Source organism: Streptomyces sp. HUAS 15-9, assembly GCF_025642155.1.
Taxonomy (GTDB): domain Bacteria; phylum Actinomycetota; class Actinomycetes; order Streptomycetales; family Streptomycetaceae; genus Streptomyces.
Genome location: NZ_CP106798.1, coordinates 1753810 through 1774338 on the forward strand (window position 1 = coordinate 1753810; position 20529 = coordinate 1774338).

Here is a 20529-nt window from a genome sequence, read left to right on the forward strand (position 1 = left end):
GGCCTGTCCAGCCGCGTGGGAGGCGGGGTGCTGGGCCGGCGGGGCGGCACCGTGGCCCCCGGTCCGGTGAGGTCGGCGCTCGTCCGGCGCGGCTCGCGACCGGCGGTGGGCGGCGCGTCGGGGAAGCGCGCGGAGGCGGCGGCGGGGGCGCGGACGGAGTGCTCGGCGTCAGGCGGAACGGGCGGAGGCTGGGGAAGCGTGGCTGCCCGTCCGGGGAGCCGGACGCGTTGCGGCCCACGTCGCCCTCGCGCGCGTCGCTCTGGGCCACTGGCCCGGCCGAGGGGACGTTCGAGCCCGGCGTACGACTGCCGGCCGGGGCACCCGGAGCCACGCGACGGCTCCCGCCCGGCAGTGGCCTGCCCTCCGGGAGGTCACCGTTCGCCGTGGCATCACCGGAGCCGGAGGCGGAGTCGTGGGGGTGGCCGGGCGGAGGTGTCGTGGGGCGGGGCGGGACCGGGGCGTGCTGCGCTTCCCTGCTCATGCACCCCCCGTTTCCCAGTGCCCGGGCCGTTTCCTCGTACGCGGGCCGCCGTCCTCGTCGCCCGGCCCGGTGCGGGACAGTCCGCCCCCAGGCACGCATACCCGCAGCGGCGGCCCGGCATCCCGGCGCAGGGCGTCGGCCGGAGTCGTTCCGTCGTGCGTGCGCGTCACTCTACGGGGTGTCGCAGGGCGAACGGGAACCAGTCCGTGACCCCGGGGGCATCTGCCCGGAACGTCCCCCTACCCTGCGGTAATCCTGTCTGGCAGGCTTCGTGCATGACTGCGCGCGCCGCCGACCGGGCCCGTTACGACAGGGCCACAGCCCATCTCGACGCCCCTCACGCGATCGTGGACCTGGACGCCTTCGACGCCAACGCGGACGATCTCGCCCGCCGGGCCGGCGGGAAGCCGATCCGGGTCGCCAGCAAGTCCGTACGCTGTCGTGCCCTGCTCGAACGCGTCCTCGCGAAGGACGGCTTCCGGGGCGTCATGTCCTTCACGCTCGCCGAGTCCCTGTGGCTGGCCCGTTCCGGTTTCGACGACGTCCTGCTCGCCTATCCGTCCGCCGACCGCACCGGTTACGCGGAGCTCACCGGCGACCCCAAGCTCGCCTCCGCCGTCACCGTCATGGTCGACTCCGTCGCCCACCTCGACCTGATCGACGCCGCGCGCGCCGGCGGACGTGAAGTCGTGCGCGTCTGCCTGGAGTTGGACACCTCACTGAAGCTGCTCGGCGGACGGGTGCGGGTCGGGGCGCTGCGTTCGCCGCTGCACTCCCCCGCCCAGGTCTCGGAGTTGGCACGGGCGGTGGCCCGGCGGCCCGGTTTCCGGCTCGTGGGAATCATGGCGTACGAGGGGCACATCGCCGGTGTCGGTGACGCCGTCGCCGGGCGGCCGCTGCGCTCCCGCGCGATACGGCTGATGCAGGCGACCGCCCGCCGTGAGCTGGCCGAGCGGCGCGCCGCGGCGGTGCGGGCGGTCCGTGCCGTGGCCCCGGACCTGGAGTTCGTCAACGGCGGCGGCACGGGCAGTGTGCAGTACACGGCGGCCGAGGACTCGGTCACCGAGATCGGGGCGGGTTCCGGACTGTATGTGCCGCGCCTCTTCGACAACTACACGTCCTTCAAGGGGCGTCCCGCCGCCCTGTTCGCCCTGCCCGTCGTGCGGCGGCCGGGGGTGGGCGTGGTGACCGTGCTCGGCGGCGGCTACCCGGCCTCCGGTGTGGCCGGGCCGGACCGGCTGCCGGTGCCGTATCTGCCGGAGGGGCTGCGGTACGACTCCCAGGAGGGGCCGGGCGAGGTACAGACCCCGCTGCTCGGCTCGCCCGCCGACGACCTCCTCATCGGCGACAAGGTGTGGTTCCGGCACGCCAAGGCCGGTGAGCTGTGCGAGCGCTTCGCCGCACTGCACCTGATCGCGGGGGACACGGTGACGGCCACCGTGCCGACGTACCGGGGCGAGGGCCGCACCTTCCTCTGATCGAGGCGCGGTTCACCAGTGCGCGGTTGATCAGTACACGGTGTCCGGCTCGTCCGGGACCGGCGTGCCGTCCTCCCGGCGGAGCGGCCCGTGGGTGCCGTCGTGGGCCGTGTAGGCCGTGGTCGAGCACGGGTACGGGTGGGGCCTGCGGGGCAGTGGGTCGATGAACATGGGGGTGACCAGCCAGCGTCCGTCGGCGTCGTCGTAGGCCCGGCACATCAGCTCGGGCTTGTTGCGGTTGACGGCCAGATGGACGCCGGTGGCGTCGCCGACGAAGGTGACGTCGGTGTCCGCGTCGCCTGCCGCGAGGGCGGGCCGCCGTTGCCGGGACTGCCGCTGCCAGGCCGCGGCACCCCGGACGCCGTACACCTCCTGGTTGATCCAGCAGCGCTTGCCGTCGATGTAGGGGATGACCTCACCCCGGGTGGCCGGGATGCCGCCGCAGCCCTCGTTACGGGGGGTGATGCGGCCCCGGCGGTCCAGGACCGGGCGGATGGCGATCGTGTGGGCCGCGTCGATGCCGACGCCCGCCGACCAGACCTCGGTGACGGGCTCGGCGCCCGCGGAGACGATGTAGACGTCGAATCCCGCCCGTCGGAGGGTGTGGATCAGATCGCGCTGCTGGTCGTAGTAGCGGACGTAGGCGGGGAGGGTGTGCGTGCCGAGGGTCCGGGTGGCGCCGACGGGGGCGGCCAGGGCCTCGCGGCGGGCGGCCGCGGCGTAGGCGGTGAGGTCGGCGGGGGTGCGGCCGGTGAAGAGCTGGGGCACCCAGGCGTACTGCGGCACGGTGCGCCGGTGGTTCCAGGTGCCCACGAAGGCCGGGGTGCCGGTCATGGTGGTGGCGTTCTCGCGGATCTCCAGGATCTCGTCCGCGCAGCGCGGGCCGGACAGGACGGGGCCGGTGCCGCAGGCCTTGGTGAGGGCCTTGTCGGCAGCCGGGGTCAGCCACTCGCTGGTGTCCGTCCAGTGGTCCGGGCGGAGCAGTTTCCCGTGGCGCAGGGCCCAGGTGAGGGTCGCGTCGGTGACGTCGTTCTTGGTGACCGTGTTGTCCCAGTCGAACGCGGCCACCGCGCCCCGGTGCCCGGAGCAGATGCCGTAGGTGTCGATCACCCGCTGGAGGCGGGCGCGGTCGTCGCCGTGCCAAGTGCCGGTCAGCCGTGGGCAGTCGGAGTGTGCGGGCGGTGGTGGGGTCGCGACCGCCAGGGTGGTGGCGGCCGCGACCAGGGTCCACGCGAGAAGGTGTCGCATACGACCCGAACCGTACCGGTCTGCCCCTACAGGGGTGTGACGTACGCGCCCGAGATTCCGCCGTCCACCAGGAAGTCGGTGGCGTTGACGAAGGCGGAGTCGTCGCTGGCCAGGAAGGCGACTGCGGCGGCGATCTCCTCGGCCTCGGCGAACCGGCCGACCGGGATGTGCACGAGCCGGCGGGCGGCCCGCTCCGGGTCCTTGGCGAACAGCTCCTGCAGGAGCGGGGTGTTGACCGGCCCCGGGCACAGGGCGTTCACGCGGATGCCCTCGCGGGCGAACTGCACGCCGAGCTCGCGGGACATGGCGAGCACGCCGCCCTTGGAGGCGGTGTACGAGATCTGGGAGGTCGCCGCGCCCATCCGGGCCACGAAGGACGCCGTGTTGATGATCGACCCCTTGCCCTGGCGGCGCATGTAGGGGATGGCGGCCTTGCAGCACAAGTAGACGGAGGTGAGGTTGACCTCCTGGACGCGCTTCCAGGCCTCCAGGCCGGTCTCCAGGATGGAGTCGTCGTCGGGCGGCGAGATACCGGCGTTGTTGAAGGCGATGTCGACGCTGCCGTAGGTGTCGTAGGCCGTCCTGAAGAGGGCCTCGACCTGCTCGGGGTCGGTGACGTCGACCTTCACGAAGATTCCGTCGACCTCGTCGGCGGCGGCCTTGCCGCGGGCCTCGTCGACGTCGCCGCAGACGACGTGGGCGCCCTCGGAGGCGAGCCGGCGGACGGCGGCGAGGCCGATGCCGCTGCCGGCTCCGGTGATGACGGCGGTACGGCCGACCAGGCGGCGGCAGATGGTTTCGTCGGTCATGAGCGGCTCAGGCCTCCGTGCTGATGAAGACGTTCTTGGTTTCGGTGAAGGCGGTCAGGGCGTCCGGGCCCAGTTCGCGGCCGAGGCCGGACTGCTTGAACCCGCCGAACGGGGTCGAGTAGCGGACGCTGGAGTGGGAGTTGACGGACAGGTTGCCCGCGCGGACGGCCCGGGAGACGCGCAGGGCGCGGCCCAGGTCGCGGGTCCACAGGGAGCCGGCGAGGCCGTACGGGGTGCCGTCGGCGAGGCGTACGGCGTCCGCCTCGTCCGTGAAGGGCAGCAGGACGGCGACCGGGCCGAAGATCTCCTCGCGGGCCGCCTCGGAGTCCGGCCGCTCCCCCGTGAGCACGGTCGGCGCGAACCAGAAGCCGGGCCCGTCGGGTGCGCTGCCGCGCAGCGCTGGGGCGTCGTCCGGCACGAAGGACCGTACGCGGTCCAGCTGTTGACGGGAGATCAGCGGGCCCATCCGGGTCTTCTCGTCGGCGGGGTCGCCCACCACCACGGCCGACAGGGCGTCGGCGAGGAACTCGTGGGCCTCGTCGTACACGGACTCCTGGACGAGGATGCGGGTGCGGGCGCAGCAGTCCTGGCCGGAGTTGTCCAGGAAGGAGAACGGGTCGAGGGCGGACTTCAGGTCGGCGTCGGCGAAGACGATGTTCGGGCTCTTGCCGCCGAGTTCGAGGGTGACGGGCTTGACCTGCCGGGCGCAGCGCTCCATGACCTCGCGGCCGGTGCGGCCGGCGCCGGTGAACACGATCTTCGCCACGTCCGGGTGGTCGACCAGGGCGCGGCCGGTGATGTGGCCGTATCCGGGGAGGACGTGGAACAGCCCCTCCGGCAGGCCCGCTTCCAGCGCGAGCTCGGCCAGGCGCAGCGCGGTGAGCGGGGTGGTCTCGGCCGGCTTGAGGACGACGGCGTTGCCCGCGGCGAGCGCCGGGAAGGAGCCCCAGGCGGCGATGGGCATGGGGAAGTTCCAGGGGGCGATCACGCCGACCACCCCGAGGGGTTCCTGGAAGGTGATGTCCCAGCCGCCGGGCACGGGGATCTGCTTGCCGAGGAGGCGTTCGGCGCCGCCGGCCGCGTACAGCAGCAGGTCGCGGGCGTTGCCGGCCTCCCAGCGGGCGTTGCCGAGGAGGTGGCCGGCCTCGCGGACCTCCAGTTGCGCCAGTTCCTCGATGTGGGCGTCGACGACGTCGGCGTAGCGGCGCAGCAGGCGGGCGCGGTCGGCGGGTGCCGCGGCCGCCCACCCGCGCTGGGCGGCACTCGCGCGGGCGACGGCGCGGTCCACCTCGGCCGCGTCGGCGGCGGGGACGGTGGCGACGACCTCCTCGGTCGCCGGGTTGAGTACCTGGAGCTCGGACTCGTTCGACACGGAAGGACCTCTCACATGCGTTCGAAGGAGCGGCGCAGCTCCCAGTCGGTCACCGCGGCGTCGAAGGCCTCCAGCTCGACGCGCGCCATGTTGCGGTAGTGCGCGACGACCTCGTCGCCGAAGGCGGCCTTGGCGATCGGGCTGTTCTCCCACAGCTCGGCGGCCTCGCGCAGGGTGGTGGGGACGTGCTCGAAGTCGGCGGTGTAGGCGTTGCCGGGGCAGGGCTCGGGCAGCTCCAGCTTCTGCTCGATGCCGTACAGACCCGCCGCGACGAGGGCGGCGACGGCGAGGTGCGGGTTGACGTCGCCGCCGGGCAGCCGGTTCTCGAAGCGCAGGGAGCGGCCGTGGCCGACGACCCGCAGGGCGCAGGTGCGGTTGTCGTGGCCCCAGGCGACGGCGGTCGGCGCGAAGGAGCCGGGCTGGAACCGCTTGTAGGAGTTGATGTGGGGGGCGTAGAGGAGGGAGAAGTCGCGCAGGGCGGCGAGCTGGCCGGCGAGGAAGTGCCGCATGACCTCGCTCATCCCGCCGGGGGCGGCCATGGCGTTGGTACCGTCGGCGTCCGCGAGCGAGAGGTGGATGTGGCAGGAATTGCCCTCGCGTTCGTTGTACTTGGCCATGAAGGTGATGGACACGCCCTCCTGGGCGGCGATCTCCTTGGCCCCGGTCTTGTAGATGGCGTGCTGGTCACAGGTGACCAGGGCCTCGTCGTAGCGGAAGGCGATCTCGTGCTGGCCGGGGTTGCACTCGCCCTTGGCGGACTCGACGGTGAGGCCGGCGCCGGCCATCTCGTTGCGGATGCGGCGCAGCAGGGGCTCGATGCGGCCGGTGCCGAGCACCGAGTAGTCGATGTTGTACTGGTTGGCGGGGGTCAGATCCCGGTAGTTCGCGTCCCAGGCCTGCTCGTAGCTGTCCTTGAAGACGATGAACTCCAGCTCGGTGCCGACCTGGGCGGTGTAGCCGAGCTCGGCGAGGCGGTCCAGCTGGCGGCGCAGGATCTGGCGGGGCGCGGCGGCCACCGGGGAACCGTCCTCCCAGGCCAGATCGGCGATGACCATGGCCGTGCCGGCGTTCCAGGGCACGCGGCGCAGGGTGGTCAGGTCGGGGTGCATGGCGAAGTCGCCGTAGCCGCGGTCCCAGGAGGACATCGCGTAGCCGTCGACGGTGTTCATCTCGGTGTCGACGGCGAGGAGATAGTTGCAGCCCTCGGTGCCGTGGTGGAGAACCTCGTCGAGGAAGAATCGTGCGGCGAACCGCTTGCCCTGGAGTCGCCCTTGCATGTCGGGGAAGGCCAGGACGACAGTGTCGATCTCACCGCCGGCGACGAGGGTGTGCAGCTCCTCGACGCTGAGCGGGGGTGTGCGGTCTGCCACGGGAGAACTCCTTCGGCTTCTGCGCTTCTTCGGCCGGGCCGGGAGCCATAAGGTATTGCGGAGAACCATTGCTTGGGAAGGGGGTACGGCCGGATGTCGCAGGACACTGAGCCGGGAAGGCTGGACGACCGCCTGACGCCGGTACTGCGGCCGGTGCGTGCGGGGAACGGCTTCGAGGAGGCTCTCGAGCAGATCCTGCAGGTCGTGCGGCTCGGTCTGGTGCCGGCCGGCGAGCGGCTGCCCGCCGAGCGGGAGCTGGCCGAGCGGCTCGGGATCAGCCGGGTGACGCTGCGCGAGGTGCTGAAGGTGCTGCAGGACCAGGGGCTGGTGGAGTCGCGGCGCGGGCGGTACGGCGGAACGTTCGTGCTGCCGAGGGCCGATGCCGGCGGCGAGGACGAGCTGCGGCGGCGGATCGCCGAGGTCGACATCGAGGACATGCTGCGGTTCCGGGAGGTCCTCGAGGTGGGCGCGGCCGGGCTGTGCGCGGCGCACGGCCTGAGCGACGAGCAGGCGGGGCGGCTGCGCGAGGCGCTGGCCCGCACGCACGACGCTCCGCTGGCCGACTACCGGCGCCTGGACACGCTGCTCCATCTCACCCTGGCCGAGCTGTGCGGCTCGCCGACGCTGACCTCGCAGTACGCGGCGGTGCGGGCGACGGTGAACGACCTGCTCGACTGCATCCCGCTGCTGGTCCGCAATCTGGAGCATTCGCAGCGGCAGCACATCGCACTGGTGGAGGCCGTGCTGGACGGCGACGCGGACGGGGCGCGGGAGATGATGCGGGAACACTGCGCGGGCACGGCCGCGCTGCTGCGGGGTTTCCTGGCCTGAGGGCTTGCCGTTCACCGGCACCTCGACAAAGGTATGAACTCAATCCATTACGGGGAGCGTGAGGACGTATGGCGGGCAGGCCGCTGATCGGCATCAGCACCTATCTGGAGTCCGAGGTGCGGTGGAGTGCGTGGGTGCTTCAGGCCGCGCTGCTGCCGGCCGGCTATCCGCGGCTGGTGCGGCGGGCCGGGGGGCTGGCCGCGATGCTGCCGCCCGATGAGCCGGAGCACGCGGCGGCGGTCGTGGCACGGCTGGACGGCCTGGTGATCGCCGGCGGTCCGGACGTCGAGCCGGTGCGGTACGGCGCGGAGCGCGACCCCCGTACGGGACCGCCGGCCCGGGAGCGCGACGCCTGGGAACTCGCCCTGATCGACGCGGCGCTGGACGCGGGCGTACCGCTCCTAGGCATCTGCCGGGGCATGCAGTTGCTGAACGTCGCCCTCGGCGGCACGCTCACCCAGCACCTCGACGGCCACGCGGAGGCTCCCGGGGTGTTCAGCAGCCATCCGGTCAAGCCGGTGCCGGGAACACGGTACGCGCAGGCGGTCCCGGAGGAGACGTCCGTGCCCACGTTCCACCACCAGGCGGTGGACCGCCTGGGCGAAGGACTCCTCGCATCGGCATACGCGGCCGACGGCACGGTGGAGGCGATCGAACCGGCACTGGGCGACCGCTGGCTGCTGGGCGTGCAGTGGCATCCGGAGATGGGCGAGGACCTACGGGTGATGCGGGAACTGGTAAGAGCCGCTTCGTGACCGACGTCGGCCGCACCTGAGCGTTCACCCCCGCGTGGGGGGGCCGGGCAAGGCCCCCAGGACGACAACGGTGCCCAAGCGTTCACCCTCGCGTCAGCGACAGCAGTTCCCGTGCCGGGCCCGTCGGGCGGTGGCCCGTGGGCCAGACCGCGCGTAGGTCTCTGGCCAGCAGGATCCCGTCGACGGGGATGCTCACCAGGCGGCGCATGGCGAGTTCCTCGCGGACCGCGAGTTCGCTGAGGACCGCCGGGCCCGCCCCGCCGACCGCGGAGGCCTTCACCGCCGTGGTGGAGGAGAGCTCGATGAGGGGGCGGGCCAGGCCTCCGAGCGCCGCGTCGAGGACCTGACGGGTACCGGAGCCGCGCTCGCGCAGGATCAGCGGGGTGGCCGCCAGTTCGGTCGCCGGGAGGGGCTGTCTGCGGCGGGCCCAGGGATGGCCGGGGGCCGTGACGACGATCAGGCGGTCATGGGCGATCACGGCGGAGTCCAGACCCGGAGGCACCGTCAGGCCCTCCACGAAGCCCACGTCGGCCTCGTCCGCCAGCAGGCGCTCCGCCACCGCCGCCGAGTTGCCGGCCAGCAGCGACACCGCCGTGTCGGGGCGGTCGGCGCGCAGCGCCAGCAGCCAGCCCGGGAGCAGGTACTCGGCGATCGTCATGCTGGCCGCGACCCGCAGACGTGAGTCGCGGCGGTCGCGCAGCGCCTGCGCACCCGCGTCGAAGGCCTCCGCCGCCTCCACGACCCGTCGGGCCCAGTCCGTCACCAGTGCGCCGACGTCCGTGAGCCGGGAGCCGCGCGGCGAGCGGTCCACGAGGGCCACACCCAGTTGGCGTTCCATCGAGCGGATCCGGCTGCTGGCGGCGGGCTGGGTGATGCCGACCTCCCGCGCGGCCGCCCCGAGACTGCCCAGCCGGGCCACCGCCAGCAGCAGTTCCAGGGCCCCGAGATCCGGCACCCGGTGCGCCAGGGTTCCCGGTCCGCGCCGCTCCCCCGCATCGCTCAGCCGCTCCTCCGTATCACTCATAAGACCAGCTTATGCCCTCATAGAGACGAACTCCCTGGTCGCAGCCGTGCGCCCGCGCGAGGGTCGAGCCATGGTCACCGCATCCGTCCGCAATCTCGGCCCCAACTGGTACGCATCCGTCATGGGCACGGCCGTCGTGGGGACGGCCGGCGCCGCACTCCCCCTGCACAGCGACGCCCTGCGCGTTGCGTGCACCGTCGTTTGGACGGCCTCGGGCGTACTGCTCGTGGTCCTCCTCGGCGCCCGCGCCCTGCACTGGACCCACCACCGCGACCAGGCCCGGGCCCACCTCCTCGACCCGGCGACGGCCCCGTTCTACGGCTGCCTGTCCATGGCCCTGCTGGCCGTCGGCGGCGGTGCGATGGCCATCGGACGGGACTGGATCGGAATCCGGGCGGCACTCGCCCTCGACGCCGTGCTGTTCGTCGCCGGTACGGTCGTCGGGCTCGCGGCCGCCGTCGCCGTGCCGTACCTCATGGCCGTACGACACCGGATCGAGCCGGGACAGGCCACACCCGTGTGGCTGCTGCCGCTGGTCGCCCCCATGGTGTCCGCCGCGCTCGGTCCTGCCCTCGTGCCCCACCTCCCGGCCGGACAGGCCAGGGAGACCCTGCTGCTCGCCTGCTTCGCGATGTTCGGGCTCAGTCTGCTCGCCACACTGCTGATGCTGCCCGTGGTCTTCGCCCGGCTGATCACCGCGGGCCCCCTGCCGCTCGCGCTCACGCCGACGCTGTTCCTGGTCCTCGGGCCGCTCGGGCAGTCCACCACCGCCGTCGGGGCGTTCGCGGACTTCGCGCCCGGGGTCGTACCCGCCCCGTACGACCAGGGTTTCGGTCTGCTCGCCGTCCTCTACGGGGTGCCGGTGATGGGCTTCGCGCTGCTGTGGCTCGGGCTGGCCGCCGCCCATGTGGTGCGGGCCCGGCGGCACGGGATGGGGTTCGCGATGACCTGGTGGGCGTTCACCTTCCCGGTGGGCACCTGTGTCACCGGGGCCGCGGCGCTCGCCCGGCACACGGGCCTTGCCGTGTACGGCTGGCTGGCGGTGGGGCTGTACGCCGTGCTCGTCGCGGCGTGGGCGGCGGCGGCCTGCGGCACGGCGCGCGGGCTGGTCAGCGGTGAGCTGCTCGCAGGGCCCCGGCCAGCACCCGCGGCGCCTCGGCCAGTGACGGGCCGTACCACGTCAGGTGCCGTCCGCTGACGAGGGCGCAGGGCAGGCCGGGGAAGGCCTCCGGGCCGTCCTCGGGCGTGAAGCGGTACGGCTCGTCCGGGAGGACGACCAGGTCCGGAGCCGCCGCCCGCAGCTCGTCGAGCGGGATCCGGGGGTAGCGGTCCGCGTGCCCCGCGTAGAGGTGGTCGACGCCCAGGCGCCCGAGTACGTCGCCCGCGAAGGTGTCCCGGCCCAGGACCATCCACGGTCGCCGCCAGATCGGTACGACCGCCGTGGCGCTGGGAGCGGGTGCCGGAAGCGACGACCAGGCGCGCTCCGCCTCCACCAGCCAGCCGGGGCGTTGCGGCGCGCCGCACGCGGCCAGCACCCGGGTCAGCTCCCGGAAGGCCTGCGGCACGTCACGGACCTCGGTGACCAGCACCTGAAGGCCGGCCGCGCGCAGGGCGTCGAGGTCGGGGGCGCGGTTCTCCTCCTCGTTGGCGACCACCAGGTCGGGGGCCAGGTCCACGATCCGGTCGAGCCGGGGATTCTTGGTGCCGCCCACGCGGGTGACGTCCAGGCCCGCCGGATGGGTGCACCAGTCCGTCGCGCCGACCAGGACGCCGGGCGCGGACACGGCCACCGCCTCGGTGAGCGAGGGGACCAGGGAGACGACCCGCACTAGCGGGACCGGTCCTGGACCGCCTCGATGTGCTCGGCCACCGCCACGACGACCACGCGGGTGTCGGGCACCGTGGCCCGCCAGCGGTGCCGGACCCCGCCCGTGAGGTAGAGGGTGTCGCCGCGGCCGAGCCGGTAGGCGCGCCCCTCCGCCTCGATCTCCACGGCGCCGTCGGCGACGTACATCAACTCGTCGTTGCGGTGCTGGAATTCACGTCCGGCGTCATGGTCGCCGGTGAACTCCGAGGCGTGCAGCTGATGGTGGCCGCGGACCAGGGAACGCACCCGGGGCGTGAAGTCCTGCTCGGGGCTGTCGGAGCACACGACGTCGACGCTGCAGGCGGGGTCGGCGGCGGCGAGGAGTTCGACGGCCGTCGTACGCAGGGCGTCGGCGACCTTCTCCAGGGAGCCTGTGCTGGGGCGTGCCCGGTCGTTCTCGATCTGGCTCAGGAAGGGCACCGACAGTCCGCTGCGCTCGGATACGACGGCGAGGGTGAGCTCCAGCGCACGGCGTCGCCGCCGGACGGCCGCGCCCACCCGCACGGGCTGTTGTTCTTTGTGGTCGCCCATCGCTCCGGCTCCCTCCTTCGCTCGTCGCTGAGCTCTGCGGGTGCCCGGCGTCGGGCACAACGCGTCTGATGAGTTCTCTGCACCCTACGCATGTTCGGCAAACCGTTTCATGCGGCCGTCACATCCATGTCACATCGCATGGGTGTGACCCTTACGGTTCGCGCCAGCGGACGAGCCCGTGCGCCCGCCCCCTCCTGGGGCCATGATCGTGCGTCACCCCCTCGATACGGTGCGCGGTCGGCCGCTCCCGGTCGCGGCGCCGCGAAGCCCGGGCGAGGACGTAGCGCCGTGTGGTTGGCCGGATCCTTCTCGTGGGCGGTGAAGACGCCTAGGATCACCGCCGGTGGCCGGCGTCACCGTTGGGGGGGACAACTGTGCAACGCCCGGACGACCGTCTTGCTTCCGCGCTCCGCTTCGCGACGGAACTCGTGGCCTGGGTGGCCACGCCCTGGGCGCTGGCCGCGCACTCCTGGGCGTCGGCGGTGCTCGCGCCGGCACTGCTGATCGGTCTGCCGACCGTCTTCGCGACGCCGGGCGACAAGTCGAATGTGATCGTCCCCGTTCCGGGCGAGGTCACCATTCTGCTCGTGCTGCTCCAGTTCGGCGCGGCCGTGGTCTCCGCGTGGTACCTGTGGCCCGCCTGGGCGGCCGTACCGGTGTCCCTGCTCGCCGCCGTCGCCCTGTACACGGAGCGCCCGCGGTGGCGGTGGCTGCGGTCGCTGCCGGTTCGTGGCGGAGGGTGACCGTCAGTGCCGTACGGCATGATGCGAGGCGTGACCGGACGACTGATGCTCCTCGACACCGCCTCGCTGTACTTCCGCGCCTACTTCGGCGTCCCCGACTCGGTGAAGGCACCGGACGGCACTCCGGTGAACGCCGTGCGCGGGCTGCTGGACTTCATCGACCGGCTGGTCAAGGACCACCGGCCCGACAGCCTGGTGGCCTGCATGGACGCCGACTGGCGGCCGCGGTGGCGGGTCGACCTGATCCCCTCCTACAAGGCGCACCGGGTGGCCGAGGAGCACGAGGCGGGACCCGACGAGGAGGAGGTGCCGGACACCCTCTCCCCGCAGGTGCCGGTCATCGAGGACGTGCTGGACGCGCTGGGCATCGCGCGGGTCGGAGTGGCGGGGTACGAGGCCGACGACGTGATCGGTACGTTCACCGCGCGCACCGAAGGGCCGATCGACATCGTCACCGGTGACCGCGACCTGTACCAACTGGTGGACGACGCGCGCGGGGTGCGGGTGCTTTACCCCCTCAAGGGCGTGGGCACCCTGCAGATGACCGACGAGGCCCTGCTGCGCGAGAAGTACGGGGTGGACGGCAGCGGGTACGCGGACCTGGCGCTGCTGCGCGGCGACCCGAGCGACGGACTGCCCGGTGTACCCGGCATCGGCGAGAAGACGGCCGCCAAGCTGCTGGCCGAGTTCGGCGACCTGGCCGGGATCATGGCGGCGGTCGACGACCCGAAGGCGAAGCTCACACCGTCGCAGCGCAAGCGCCTCGACGAGGCCCGGCCGTATGTCGCCGTCGCGCCGAAGGTCGTCCGGGTGGCCGCGGACGTACCGCTGCCGGACGTCGACACGACGCTGCCGTGCACACCGCGCGACCCTGCGGGGCTGGACCGGCTGGCGGTGCGCTGGGGCCTGGGCGGTTCCCTGCACCGGCTGCTGACGACGCTGGAGGCCTGAGCGGCCCGAGTATTTTTCCGGCAAAACACGGTCACCCGGTCCGCATGATGGAAGTGTCACCCGAAAGGGGATGTTAACTTAGGTAAACCTAACCAGTGGAGCAGGGAGGCCGACATGGCAGAGCGCCCGGGACGCAGGCCGCGCAGGGCCCATTCCGCCCAGGTCGTTCGCACGCAACGGCTGAGCCCGCATATGCAGCGTGTGGTTCTCGGCGGTGACGGCCTCGCGGGCTTCGCGGCGGACACCTGCACCGACCATTATGTGAAGCTCCTGTTCGGCCCCGAAGGCGTGACCTATCCGGAGCCCTTCGACCTGCAGCGCATTCAGCAGGAGTTCCCGCGCGAGCAGTGGCCGGTGACCCGGACGTACACCGTGCGCGACTGGGACCCCGAGACCCATGAGCTCACCCTTGACTTCGTGGTCCACGGCGACGAGGGCCTGGCCGGCCCGTGGGCGCTGCGGGCACGACCGGGCGACGTCGTACGGTTCATGGGTCCCGGCGGCGCCTACGCACCGGACGCGAAGGCCGACTGGCATCTGCTCGTCGGCGACGAGAGCGCGCTGCCCGCGATCGCCCGCTCCCTGGAGGCGCTGCCCGAGGGCGCCAAGGCCATTGCCCTCGTGGAGGTTTCCGGTCCCGAGGAGGAACAGAAGATCGACTCCGACGTGGAGATCGTCTGGCTGCACCGCGGGTACCGGCCGATCGGCGAGACCCTGGTGGAGGCCGTGCGGGCGCTGGAGTTCCCCAAGGGCCGGGTGCACGCGTTCGTGCACGGCGAGGCGAGCTTCGTGAAGGAGCTGCGCCGGCTGCTGCGGGTCGAGCGCGAGATCCCGCGCGAGGACCTGTCGATCTCCGGCTACTGGCGCCTGGGCCACAACGAGGACGGCTGGCAGGCCTCCAAGCGGGAGTGGAACGCTCGCATCGAGGCGGAGCAGGAGGGCGGCTCGGCGGCCGCCGCGTGAGACGGCGGATCGAGGCGGCGGCAAGGACGTCAGTACTCGATCGAGCCGGGCGCGCAAGGACGTGGGCACTCGATCGAGCCGGAGGCGGCCGGGTCGGTGCCCGCACAGCGCCTACGCTGGGCACCGATGAGACGCAAGACCCGCACCCCGCCCTCCCCCCTGCCCCAGCGCGAGGGGGTGGACCCGGTGCGGGTGCGGCTGCCCATGGCCGGGTCCTGGGCCACCGTGGGCGAGCATCTGGTGGAGCGGCTGTCCGGGGCCGGGCCCGGGGTCGTCGAGGCGATGCTGGACGCGGGGCGGATCGTCGGGGCCGACGGGCTGGCGGTGGCGGCCGACGCCCCCTATGTGCCGGGGATGTTCGTGTGGTTCCAACGGGAGCTCGCCGCCGAGGTGCCGGTGCCTTTCCCGCTGACGGTGGTGTACCGCGACGCGCATGTCGTCGTGGCCGACAAACCGCACTTCCTCGCCACCACACCGCGAGGCAGCCATGTCACCGAGACCGCGCTGGCTCGGCTGCGGCGGGAGCTGGACCTTCCGGAGCTCTCCGCGGCGCACCGGCTGGACCGGCTCACGGCCGGACTGGTGCTGTTCACGGTGCGGCCCGCGGAGCGCGGCGCGTACCAGACGCTGTTCCGCGACCGGCTGGTGCGCAAGGAGTACGAGGCCGTCGCCCCGTACGACCCCGCGCTCGCCCTGCCCCGCACCGTGCGCAGCCGGATCGTGAAGGAGCGCGGGGTCATGGCCGCGCGGGAGGTCGAGGGCGAACCCAACGCGGTGACGCGGGCCGAGCTGATCGAGCACCGGGAGGGCGACGGCCTGGGGCGCTACCGGCTGACCCCCGACACCGGGCAGACCCATCAGCTGCGGGTGCATATGAACGCCCTGGGCGTGCCCGTCCTCGGCGATCCGCTGTATCCGGAGGTGACCGGCCCCGTGCCGGCCGGTGACTTCCGGCGTCCGCTCCAACTGCTGGCGCGAAGGCTGGAGTTCACCGATCCGGTCACGGGTGTGGAGCACCGGTTCTCCAGCGGGCGGGTGCTGGAGGCCTGGTCCTCGTATGCGCGGTGGGCCGGTCAGTGACCGCGCCACCAGCGCTTGACGCGCTGCCAGACACCGCGCGGGCGAGCCGGTGCCTGCGGTGCCGCGGGAGGTGCCGGAGCCGGGCTCGGGGGCGCTTACCAGGGGTCGGCGGCGGGTGCCGGCTGCGGGCGGACCGTGCCGACCTGCCACTTGGCGCGCTGCGGCGGGACGGGGGCGGGGCTCGGCTTGAGCATGACGTCCTGCTGGAGCTTCGGTTCGAACCGCACGGGCAGCTCCACCAGATGCCGTGAGGAGATGGACGCGCGCCAGCGCAACTCGTCCTCCTCACAGTCCAGTTGGATGTCGGACAGCCGCGTCAGCAGCGCGTCGACACCGACGTCGGCGATGGCACGGCCGATGTCCTGGCCGGGGCACTCGTGCGGGCCGCCACCGAAGGCGAGATGGGAGCGGTTGCCCTGCATGTTGGCCGACAGGTCGGGCCGTACCCGGGGGTCGATGTTGCCCGGAGCGGGGGCGAACAGCAGGCCGTCGCCCCTGCTGATGCGCTGGCCGCCCAACTCCGTGTCCTGCTTGGCGAAGTAGCCGAGGACGGCACTGAACGGCGGCTCGTCCCACAGGGACTGCTCGACCGCCTCCGGCACCGTCATCTGGCCGCCGTTGAGCTGGGCGCGGAAGCCGGGCTCGGTCAGGACCATGCGCAGCGCGTTGGCGAGGAGGTTGGTGGTGGCCTCGTAGGCGGCGATGAGCACGACTCTGAGGTGCTGGCCGATCTCGTCGTCGGACAGCCGCGTCGGGTGGTTGATGAGATGGCTGGTGAAGTCCTCCTCGGGCCGGGCGCGGCGGCGCGCGGTGAGCCGCATCAGGCAGCCCATGATGTACTCGTTGCTGGCGATCGCGGTCTCGGTGCCCTTGAGCATGTCGCGGGCGGCCTGCACGATCCGGTCGTTGTACTCCTCCGGCATGCCGAGGACCTCGCACATCACCGCCATCGGCAGGTGCTCGGCGAACTGGGAGACCAGGTCGGCCCGGCCCTTCTCACAGAACTCGTTGACCAGGCGCTGGGTGTAGCGGCCGATGTGGCGGCGGATGGAACGGTGGTCGATGGTCGACATGGCGCCGGTGACCGCCGCACGCAGCCGCTGGTGCTCGTCGCCCTCGGCGTGGGAGCAGACGGGCTGCCAGGCGATGTGCGGCATGAGCGGATGGTCGGGCTTGACCATGCCTCGCAGGAGCGGGCTCCAGATGCGGCTGTCCCGGGTGTACTGCGAGGGGGTACGGACCAGGTGCAGGTTCTCGGTGTGCCCGAGGACCACCCAGATCGGCACGTCGTCATGGAGCAGCACGGGCGCCACGGGCCCGTACTGGTCGCGCAGTTTCTCGTACAGGTCGCCCAGGTCGTCCGCCTCCGGGCCGTACAGCCGATGCAGTCCACCGGGTCCGAGGCCGTGTGCCGGGCAGCCGGGCGGCGGGCCGGACATGCGGTCGTCCGTACCGGTCGGGAAGTGGGATTCAGGCGTCACAGTGGTCGCTCCGAAGCTGAGGTGGATCCTGGGGAGGGGAGATGGGGGGGTCAGGTGAGCACGCCGGCCATGGCGAGCGAGTGCAGGAAGTGCATCAGGGTCATCAGGACGTCGCGGCTGGAGGCCCGGCGGCGTGCGTCGCACTCCACGATGGGGATGTCGGGAGCGAGGTCGAGTGCCGTACGCAGTTCCTCGACGGGATAACGGGGCGCGTCCGGGAAGGAGTTGACGGCCACGATGAAGGGCACGCCGCGCTCCTCCAGGCGCCCTATGACGTCGAAGCTGACCTCCAGGCGGCGGGTGTCGGCCAGGACGACCGCGCCGAGCGCCCCCTCGAACAGCCCGTTCCACAGAAACCAGAAGCGCTCCTGGCCGGGGGTGCCGAAGAGATAGAGCACCAGTCGCTCGGTGATGCTGATGCGGCCGAAGTCCATGGCGACGGTGGTGGCCGTCTTCGTGTCGGAGCCGTAGTTGTCGTCGACGCCGACACCGGCCTGGGTCATGGTCTCCTCGGTGGTCAGCGGCCTGATCTCGCTGACCGAGCCGACCATGGTGGTCTTGCCGACCCCGAAACCGCCCACGATGACGATCTTCACCGCCGCCTGGGCCGTGTGCGGCAGATGGTCCTCCGTACGTGGACCGGGGACGGTGTCAGAGCTTTTGAAGTCCATGCATCACCGCTTCGAGGATGGAACGGTCGGGGAGCGCCTGACGGACGATCGGGGCGCGCGCCTGTACCAGTTCGGCCGTGATCAGTTCGGTGATCAGCACCGTCACCACGCTGAACGGCAGGTTGAGATAGGCCGAGAGTTCGGCCACGGACAGGGGGGAGGTACAGAGCCGGAGCAGCGCCGCCTGCTCCGGTGCGATGGACGGCGGTGGATCGGCGCGCGCCACGATCAGCGTCACCAGGTCGAGTTCGGCGCGCCCGCCGTCGGCGCCGCCGGCGATGACATACAGCCGTTCGGGGTTCTTCTCCTCCCCCTCCTGATCCCCGGCGGTGGGGAGCACCAGGGGCGGCGGGGGCGGTTCCGGCCTGGGGTGTCGCCTTTTGCGCTGCGGAGGAGTCATACGGTCTGCCCGTTCCGCCGGGGCGGACTGGTGAGATGGGCGCCGATACGGACGACGAGGTCACGCATCCGGCCACTCATCCGGCCGGGCTCGCAGACCACGTCGGCGAGCACGGCGAGATAGGCGTTGGCACCGGCCGACATGAGATAGAAGTAGCCGGCGTCGATCTCGATGACGACCAGTTTCATCTCACCGCTGCTGCCGGGGAGTTCCTGGGCGACGGCACCCGCGAGGCTCTGCACTCCCGCGCAGGCCGCGGCGAGGCGGTCGGCGGCGTCGGGGTCACCGCCGTGGCGGGCGATGCGCAGCCCGTCGGACGACAGCACCACAATCATCTCGATGCCCGGTACGCCGTCGGCGAGATCCTTGAGCATCCAATCGAAGTTCGTTCGCTGCTGGATCACTTGAGGTCCCCCTCGTCGTCGGCCTCGCTGGGGGCCGGCTTCTCGATCAGGTGCATGTATGCGGTGGGATTGCGCGTGAAGTCGGTCGGGTGGACACCCGGGTTGCCCTCCTTGAGACCCTCCCAGAAGGCCTCGACCCACATGCCGGGCTCGCGGTTGCGCAGCTTTTCGCGCTCGGGGTCGACCTCTGGCTCGGGTTCGGGCTCGGGCTTGGGCTGCGACCAGATGGTCGGCTTTCCCTCGCGTTCGGCCTTTTCGATGGCGGCCTGCTCGGCGTATCGCTGGGTCAGCGAGATCTTCATCTTGCTCCGGCGCTGCGGCAGGCCGCCCTCCGTCCACTCGGTGACGACGGGGACGTCGTCCTCCATGGAGATCCCGGCGGGGATGCGCGGGCTGGTGGGGCGGCGCTTCTTGGGCGGGCGCTTGGGGCCTTCCAGGGCGCCCAGTTCGGCCTTGGGCACGGCGGTGGCGCCGATGCCGTGCGCGAGTCCGGGGGCGGGTTCGGTGGTCATCATGTTGCTGGGCACGATGAGGACGGCGCGGACACCGCCGTACGCCGAGGAGCGCAGCGAGACCTGCATGTTGTACGCCGAGCAGAGCCGGCCCACGACGGCGAGGCCGAGACGGGGGCTCTCGCCGAGGTCGTCGAGGTCGACACCGGCCATGGCGTGCTCCAGCATGCCCTCGACCCGGGCGCGGGACTCCTCGCTGAGGCTGACGCCACCGTCCTCGATCTCGATGGCCACACCGGTCTGCACCTCGGTGGCGGTGACATGCACCTTGGTCTGCGGCGGCGAGTAGCGGGTGGCGTTGTCGAGGAGTTCGGCGGCGGCGTGGATGACCGGCTCGACGCAGGTGCCCTTGATGTTGACCTTGGCGATGGAGGCCAAATCGATGCGCCGGTACTCCAGGATCCGGGACATGGCGCCGCGCAGCACGCTGTACAGGGCGACGGGGTTGGGCCACTGACGGCCGGGGCGGCCGCCGCCGAGGACCGAGATGGAGTCGGCGAGGCGGCCGATCAGCGCGGTGCCGTGGTCCAGGCGCAGCAGGTCGTCGAAGACCTCGGGGTTGCGGCCGTGGTCCTCCTCCATCTCCCGCAGTTCATTGGCCTGCTGGTGGACGATGGCCTGCACGCGCTGGGCGATGTTGACGAAGGAGCGCTGCGCGGCGTCGCGCATGGAGATCTCGTCGTCCACGCCCTTGAGCACGATGCGCAGCAGGCGGCGCCGCGAGTCGGGGACCTGACGCAGTTCGGGGTCGGCGTCGAGGACCGCGAGAATCGCCTCTCGGGGGGATTCTCCGGCGCGCACCCGGTAGAGCGCGGTCGGCACGATGTCCTCGCTGAACCGGACCCACTCCTCGTCGTGGGCCGCGATGCGGCGCTCCAGATACGCGGTGTGACGGGCGTGCTCGGCCCGCATGCTCTTCAGGCGCCGTCCGCGTCGTAGCGCTTCGGCCGCCGTCGCGGTCACCAGCACCGTGGCGACGGCTCCGCACCAGCCGACGGCGGCCCGGGCCGGCCCCGCCACGAGGGCGACGGCGGCCCCGGTCGCCGCGGCCATCACTATGGCCGGCAGCAACAGCACGCGCGCAAGGGGAAGTTCACGGCCACCGGGAGGCGATTGCACACTCACCATGTATGCCCTCTGAGACGAATCGGCTGGGTGTCGGGGGAGCTCACAGGGGGAAGAGTCCTGGGGGGAACTCGGGATCTTCCTCACCCATGGGAACAAGCGCACGAATTCACCTCAACTCGGTGCGCCGCGGGCGAGCTTAGTCCGACCGGATCATCGCCGTGTCATATTCGGCAAGCACCTGAAATCGCTTGTACGACAGGAGTACCCTCGGCTCTTTTGTACGCTCGGATTGCACTCGCACACGGTGCGTGATGGCGTATGGGCGTACGACAACAACGCACCCTGACGAGCGAACGGGCCCCGACGAGGGGGCCCGGACGCCGCTGGCGTGAACTCGTGAAACGTGGATGAGGGCAACACCCTCAGGGGCGCGGGGCTGAATCGATGTGCGGCTCCGCCGCGTGGGCGCAACCAGCCACAGCGCGCCCGC

General features: G+C 72.0%; 19 protein-coding genes and 1 pseudogene. 8 read left to right on the forward strand and 12 right to left on the reverse strand.

All coding sequences use genetic code 11. The annotated features are described in order from the left end of the window. Positions 1-756: 756 nt before the first annotated feature. Entirely contained in the window at positions 757-1959 is a 1203-nt protein-coding gene (locus N8I87_RS08010) for an amino acid deaminase/aldolase (RefSeq protein WP_263206814.1), read from the forward strand. Between the two features lie 30 nt (positions 1960-1989). Here the strand turns inward: N8I87_RS08010 and N8I87_RS08015 are convergent, their stop codons facing one another. Genes N8I87_RS08015 through N8I87_RS08030 form a run of 4 tightly spaced genes read right to left on the reverse strand, consistent with a single transcriptional unit; the run spans position 1990 to position 6758 of the window. After that, the gene (locus N8I87_RS08015) at positions 1990-3207 is read right to left on the reverse strand and encodes an HAD family hydrolase (protein ID WP_263206816.1); all 1218 of its coding nucleotides are present in this window, start codon (positions 3205-3207) and stop codon (positions 1990-1992) included. A 26-nt stretch (positions 3208-3233) separates the two neighbouring features. Continuing rightward, positions 3234-4016 (reverse strand): 3-oxoacyl-ACP reductase, encoded by a 783-nt coding sequence (locus tag N8I87_RS08020; RefSeq protein WP_263206818.1) that lies wholly within the window; start codon positions 4014-4016, stop codon positions 3234-3236. Positions 4017-4023: 7 nt separating this feature from the next. Further along, positions 4024-5388 carry an aldehyde dehydrogenase family protein gene (locus N8I87_RS08025; protein ID WP_263206820.1) on the reverse strand — a complete coding sequence of 455 codons (1365 nt, stop codon included), beginning with the start codon at positions 5386-5388 and terminating at the stop codon, positions 4024-4026. Between the two features lie 11 nt (positions 5389-5399). Continuing rightward, positions 5400-6758 carry a glutamine synthetase family protein gene (locus N8I87_RS08030; protein ID WP_263206821.1) on the reverse strand — a complete coding sequence of 453 codons (1359 nt, stop codon included), beginning with the start codon at positions 6756-6758 and terminating at the stop codon, positions 5400-5402. Positions 6759-6851: 93 nt separating this feature from the next. Between N8I87_RS08030 and N8I87_RS08035 the strand changes: the two genes are divergently transcribed. Beyond that, positions 6852-7589: a FadR/GntR family transcriptional regulator gene (locus N8I87_RS08035; protein ID WP_263206823.1), complete on the forward strand. Its 738-nt coding sequence runs from the start codon at positions 6852-6854 to the stop codon at positions 7587-7589. Positions 7590-7657: 68 nt separating this feature from the next. Further along, complete coding sequence (locus tag N8I87_RS08040) at positions 7658-8344, forward strand: gamma-glutamyl-gamma-aminobutyrate hydrolase family protein (protein WP_263206824.1); 687 nt, start codon at positions 7658-7660, stop codon at positions 8342-8344. An 82-nt stretch (positions 8345-8426) separates the two neighbouring features. Here the strand turns inward: N8I87_RS08040 and N8I87_RS08045 are convergent, their stop codons facing one another. Continuing rightward, positions 8427-9368: a LysR family transcriptional regulator gene (locus N8I87_RS08045; protein ID WP_263206826.1), complete on the reverse strand. Its 942-nt coding sequence runs from the start codon at positions 9366-9368 to the stop codon at positions 8427-8429. Positions 9369-9438: 70 nt separating this feature from the next. Between N8I87_RS08045 and N8I87_RS08050 the strand changes: the two genes are divergently transcribed. After that, positions 9439-10566: a TDT family transporter gene (locus N8I87_RS08050; RefSeq protein WP_263206828.1), complete on the forward strand. Its 1128-nt coding sequence runs from the start codon at positions 9439-9441 to the stop codon at positions 10564-10566. Here the strand turns inward: N8I87_RS08050 and N8I87_RS08055 are convergent. Both N8I87_RS08055 and N8I87_RS08060 read right to left on the reverse strand, forming a co-directional pair. Next, on the reverse strand, positions 10478-11197 hold the full coding sequence (locus N8I87_RS08055) for a helical backbone metal receptor (protein ID WP_263206830.1): 720 nt from the start codon (positions 11195-11197) through the stop codon (positions 10478-10480). The genes N8I87_RS08050 and N8I87_RS08055 overlap by 89 nt on opposite strands. Continuing rightward, a complete protein-coding gene (locus N8I87_RS08060; RefSeq protein WP_263206832.1) occupies positions 11197-11766 on the reverse strand; it encodes a helix-turn-helix domain-containing protein in 570 nt (189 codons plus the stop codon). The genes N8I87_RS08055 and N8I87_RS08060 overlap by 1 nt, the downstream gene beginning before the upstream one ends. Positions 11767-12140: 374 nt before the next feature. Between N8I87_RS08060 and N8I87_RS08065 the strand changes: the two genes are divergently transcribed. The 4 genes from N8I87_RS08065 (at position 12141) to N8I87_RS08080 (ending at position 15503) form a co-directional block, all read left to right on the forward strand. Continuing rightward, positions 12141-12509, forward strand: a complete 369-nt coding sequence (locus N8I87_RS08065; protein ID WP_263206834.1) for a hypothetical protein — start codon at positions 12141-12143, stop codon at positions 12507-12509. Between the two features lie 21 nt (positions 12510-12530). Then, complete coding sequence (locus N8I87_RS08070) at positions 12531-13460, forward strand: 5'-3' exonuclease (RefSeq protein ID WP_263216353.1); 930 nt, start codon at positions 12531-12533, stop codon at positions 13458-13460. A gap of 114 nt (positions 13461-13574) precedes the next feature. After that, on the forward strand, positions 13575-14423 hold the full coding sequence (locus N8I87_RS08075) for a siderophore-interacting protein (protein WP_263206836.1): 849 nt from the start codon (positions 13575-13577) through the stop codon (positions 14421-14423). Between the two features lie 126 nt (positions 14424-14549). Next, on the forward strand, positions 14550-15503 hold the full coding sequence (locus N8I87_RS08080; RefSeq protein ID WP_263206838.1) for an RluA family pseudouridine synthase: 954 nt from the start codon (positions 14550-14552) through the stop codon (positions 15501-15503). Here the strand turns inward: N8I87_RS08080 and N8I87_RS08085 are convergent. The 5 genes and pseudogenes from N8I87_RS08085 to N8I87_RS08105 form a co-directional block, all read right to left on the reverse strand. Then, a pseudogene (locus N8I87_RS08085) lies at positions 15497-16984 on the reverse strand (cytochrome P450). The gene N8I87_RS08080 and the pseudogene N8I87_RS08085 sit on opposite strands and share 7 nt — an antisense overlap. Before the next feature lie 50 nt (positions 16985-17034). After that, positions 17035-17655, reverse strand: coding sequence for a GTP-binding protein (locus N8I87_RS08090; RefSeq protein WP_263206839.1), 621 nt, complete (start codon positions 17653-17655; stop codon positions 17035-17037). After that, a complete protein-coding gene (locus tag N8I87_RS08095; protein WP_263206841.1) occupies positions 17636-18055 on the reverse strand; it encodes a DUF742 domain-containing protein in 420 nt (139 codons plus the stop codon). The genes N8I87_RS08090 and N8I87_RS08095 overlap by 20 nt, the downstream gene beginning before the upstream one ends. Continuing rightward, entirely contained in the window at positions 18052-18459 is a 408-nt protein-coding gene (locus N8I87_RS08100; protein WP_263206843.1) for a roadblock/LC7 domain-containing protein, read from the reverse strand. Before N8I87_RS08100 ends, N8I87_RS08095 begins: the two co-directional genes overlap by 4 nt. Further along, positions 18456-20099, reverse strand: coding sequence for a sensor histidine kinase (locus N8I87_RS08105; protein WP_263206845.1), 1644 nt, complete (start codon positions 20097-20099; stop codon positions 18456-18458). The genes N8I87_RS08100 and N8I87_RS08105 overlap by 4 nt, the downstream gene beginning before the upstream one ends. Positions 20100-20529: the final 430 nt, after the last annotated feature.

Excerpts from the sequence above, each read along its gene's own strand:
- N8I87_RS08060 (WP_263206832.1), bottom strand. The coding sequence starts at position 11,766 with ATGGGCGACCACAAAGAACAACAGCCCGTGCGGGTGGGCGCGGCCGTC.
- N8I87_RS08020 (WP_263206818.1), bottom strand. The coding sequence starts at position 4,016 with ATGACCGACGAAACCATCTGCCGCCGCCTGGTCGGCCGTACCGCCGTC.
- N8I87_RS08075 (WP_263206836.1), top strand. The coding sequence starts at position 13,575 with ATGGCAGAGCGCCCGGGACGCAGGCCGCGCAGGGCCCATTCCGCCCAG.
- N8I87_RS08095 (WP_263206841.1), bottom strand. The coding sequence starts at position 18,055 with ATGACTCCTCCGCAGCGCAAAAGGCGACACCCCAGGCCGGAACCGCCC.
- N8I87_RS08080 (WP_263206838.1), top strand. The coding sequence starts at position 14,550 with ATGAGACGCAAGACCCGCACCCCGCCCTCCCCCCTGCCCCAGCGCGAG.
- N8I87_RS08090 (WP_263206839.1), bottom strand. The coding sequence starts at position 17,655 with ATGGACTTCAAAAGCTCTGACACCGTCCCCGGTCCACGTACGGAGGAC.
- N8I87_RS08050 (WP_263206828.1), top strand. The coding sequence starts at position 9,439 with ATGGTCACCGCATCCGTCCGCAATCTCGGCCCCAACTGGTACGCATCC.
- N8I87_RS08015 (WP_263206816.1), bottom strand. The coding sequence starts at position 3,207 with ATGCGACACCTTCTCGCGTGGACCCTGGTCGCGGCCGCCACCACCCTG.
- N8I87_RS08010 (WP_263206814.1), top strand. The coding sequence starts at position 757 with ATGACTGCGCGCGCCGCCGACCGGGCCCGTTACGACAGGGCCACAGCC.
- N8I87_RS08040 (WP_263206824.1), top strand. The coding sequence starts at position 7,658 with ATGGCGGGCAGGCCGCTGATCGGCATCAGCACCTATCTGGAGTCCGAG.
- N8I87_RS08035 (WP_263206823.1), top strand. The coding sequence starts at position 6,852 with ATGTCGCAGGACACTGAGCCGGGAAGGCTGGACGACCGCCTGACGCCG.
- N8I87_RS08105 (WP_263206845.1), bottom strand. The coding sequence starts at position 20,099 with ATGGTGAGTGTGCAATCGCCTCCCGGTGGCCGTGAACTTCCCCTTGCG.
- N8I87_RS08070 (WP_263216353.1), top strand. The coding sequence starts at position 12,531 with ATGCGAGGCGTGACCGGACGACTGATGCTCCTCGACACCGCCTCGCTG.
- N8I87_RS08045 (WP_263206826.1), bottom strand. The coding sequence starts at position 9,368 with ATGAGTGATACGGAGGAGCGGCTGAGCGATGCGGGGGAGCGGCGCGGA.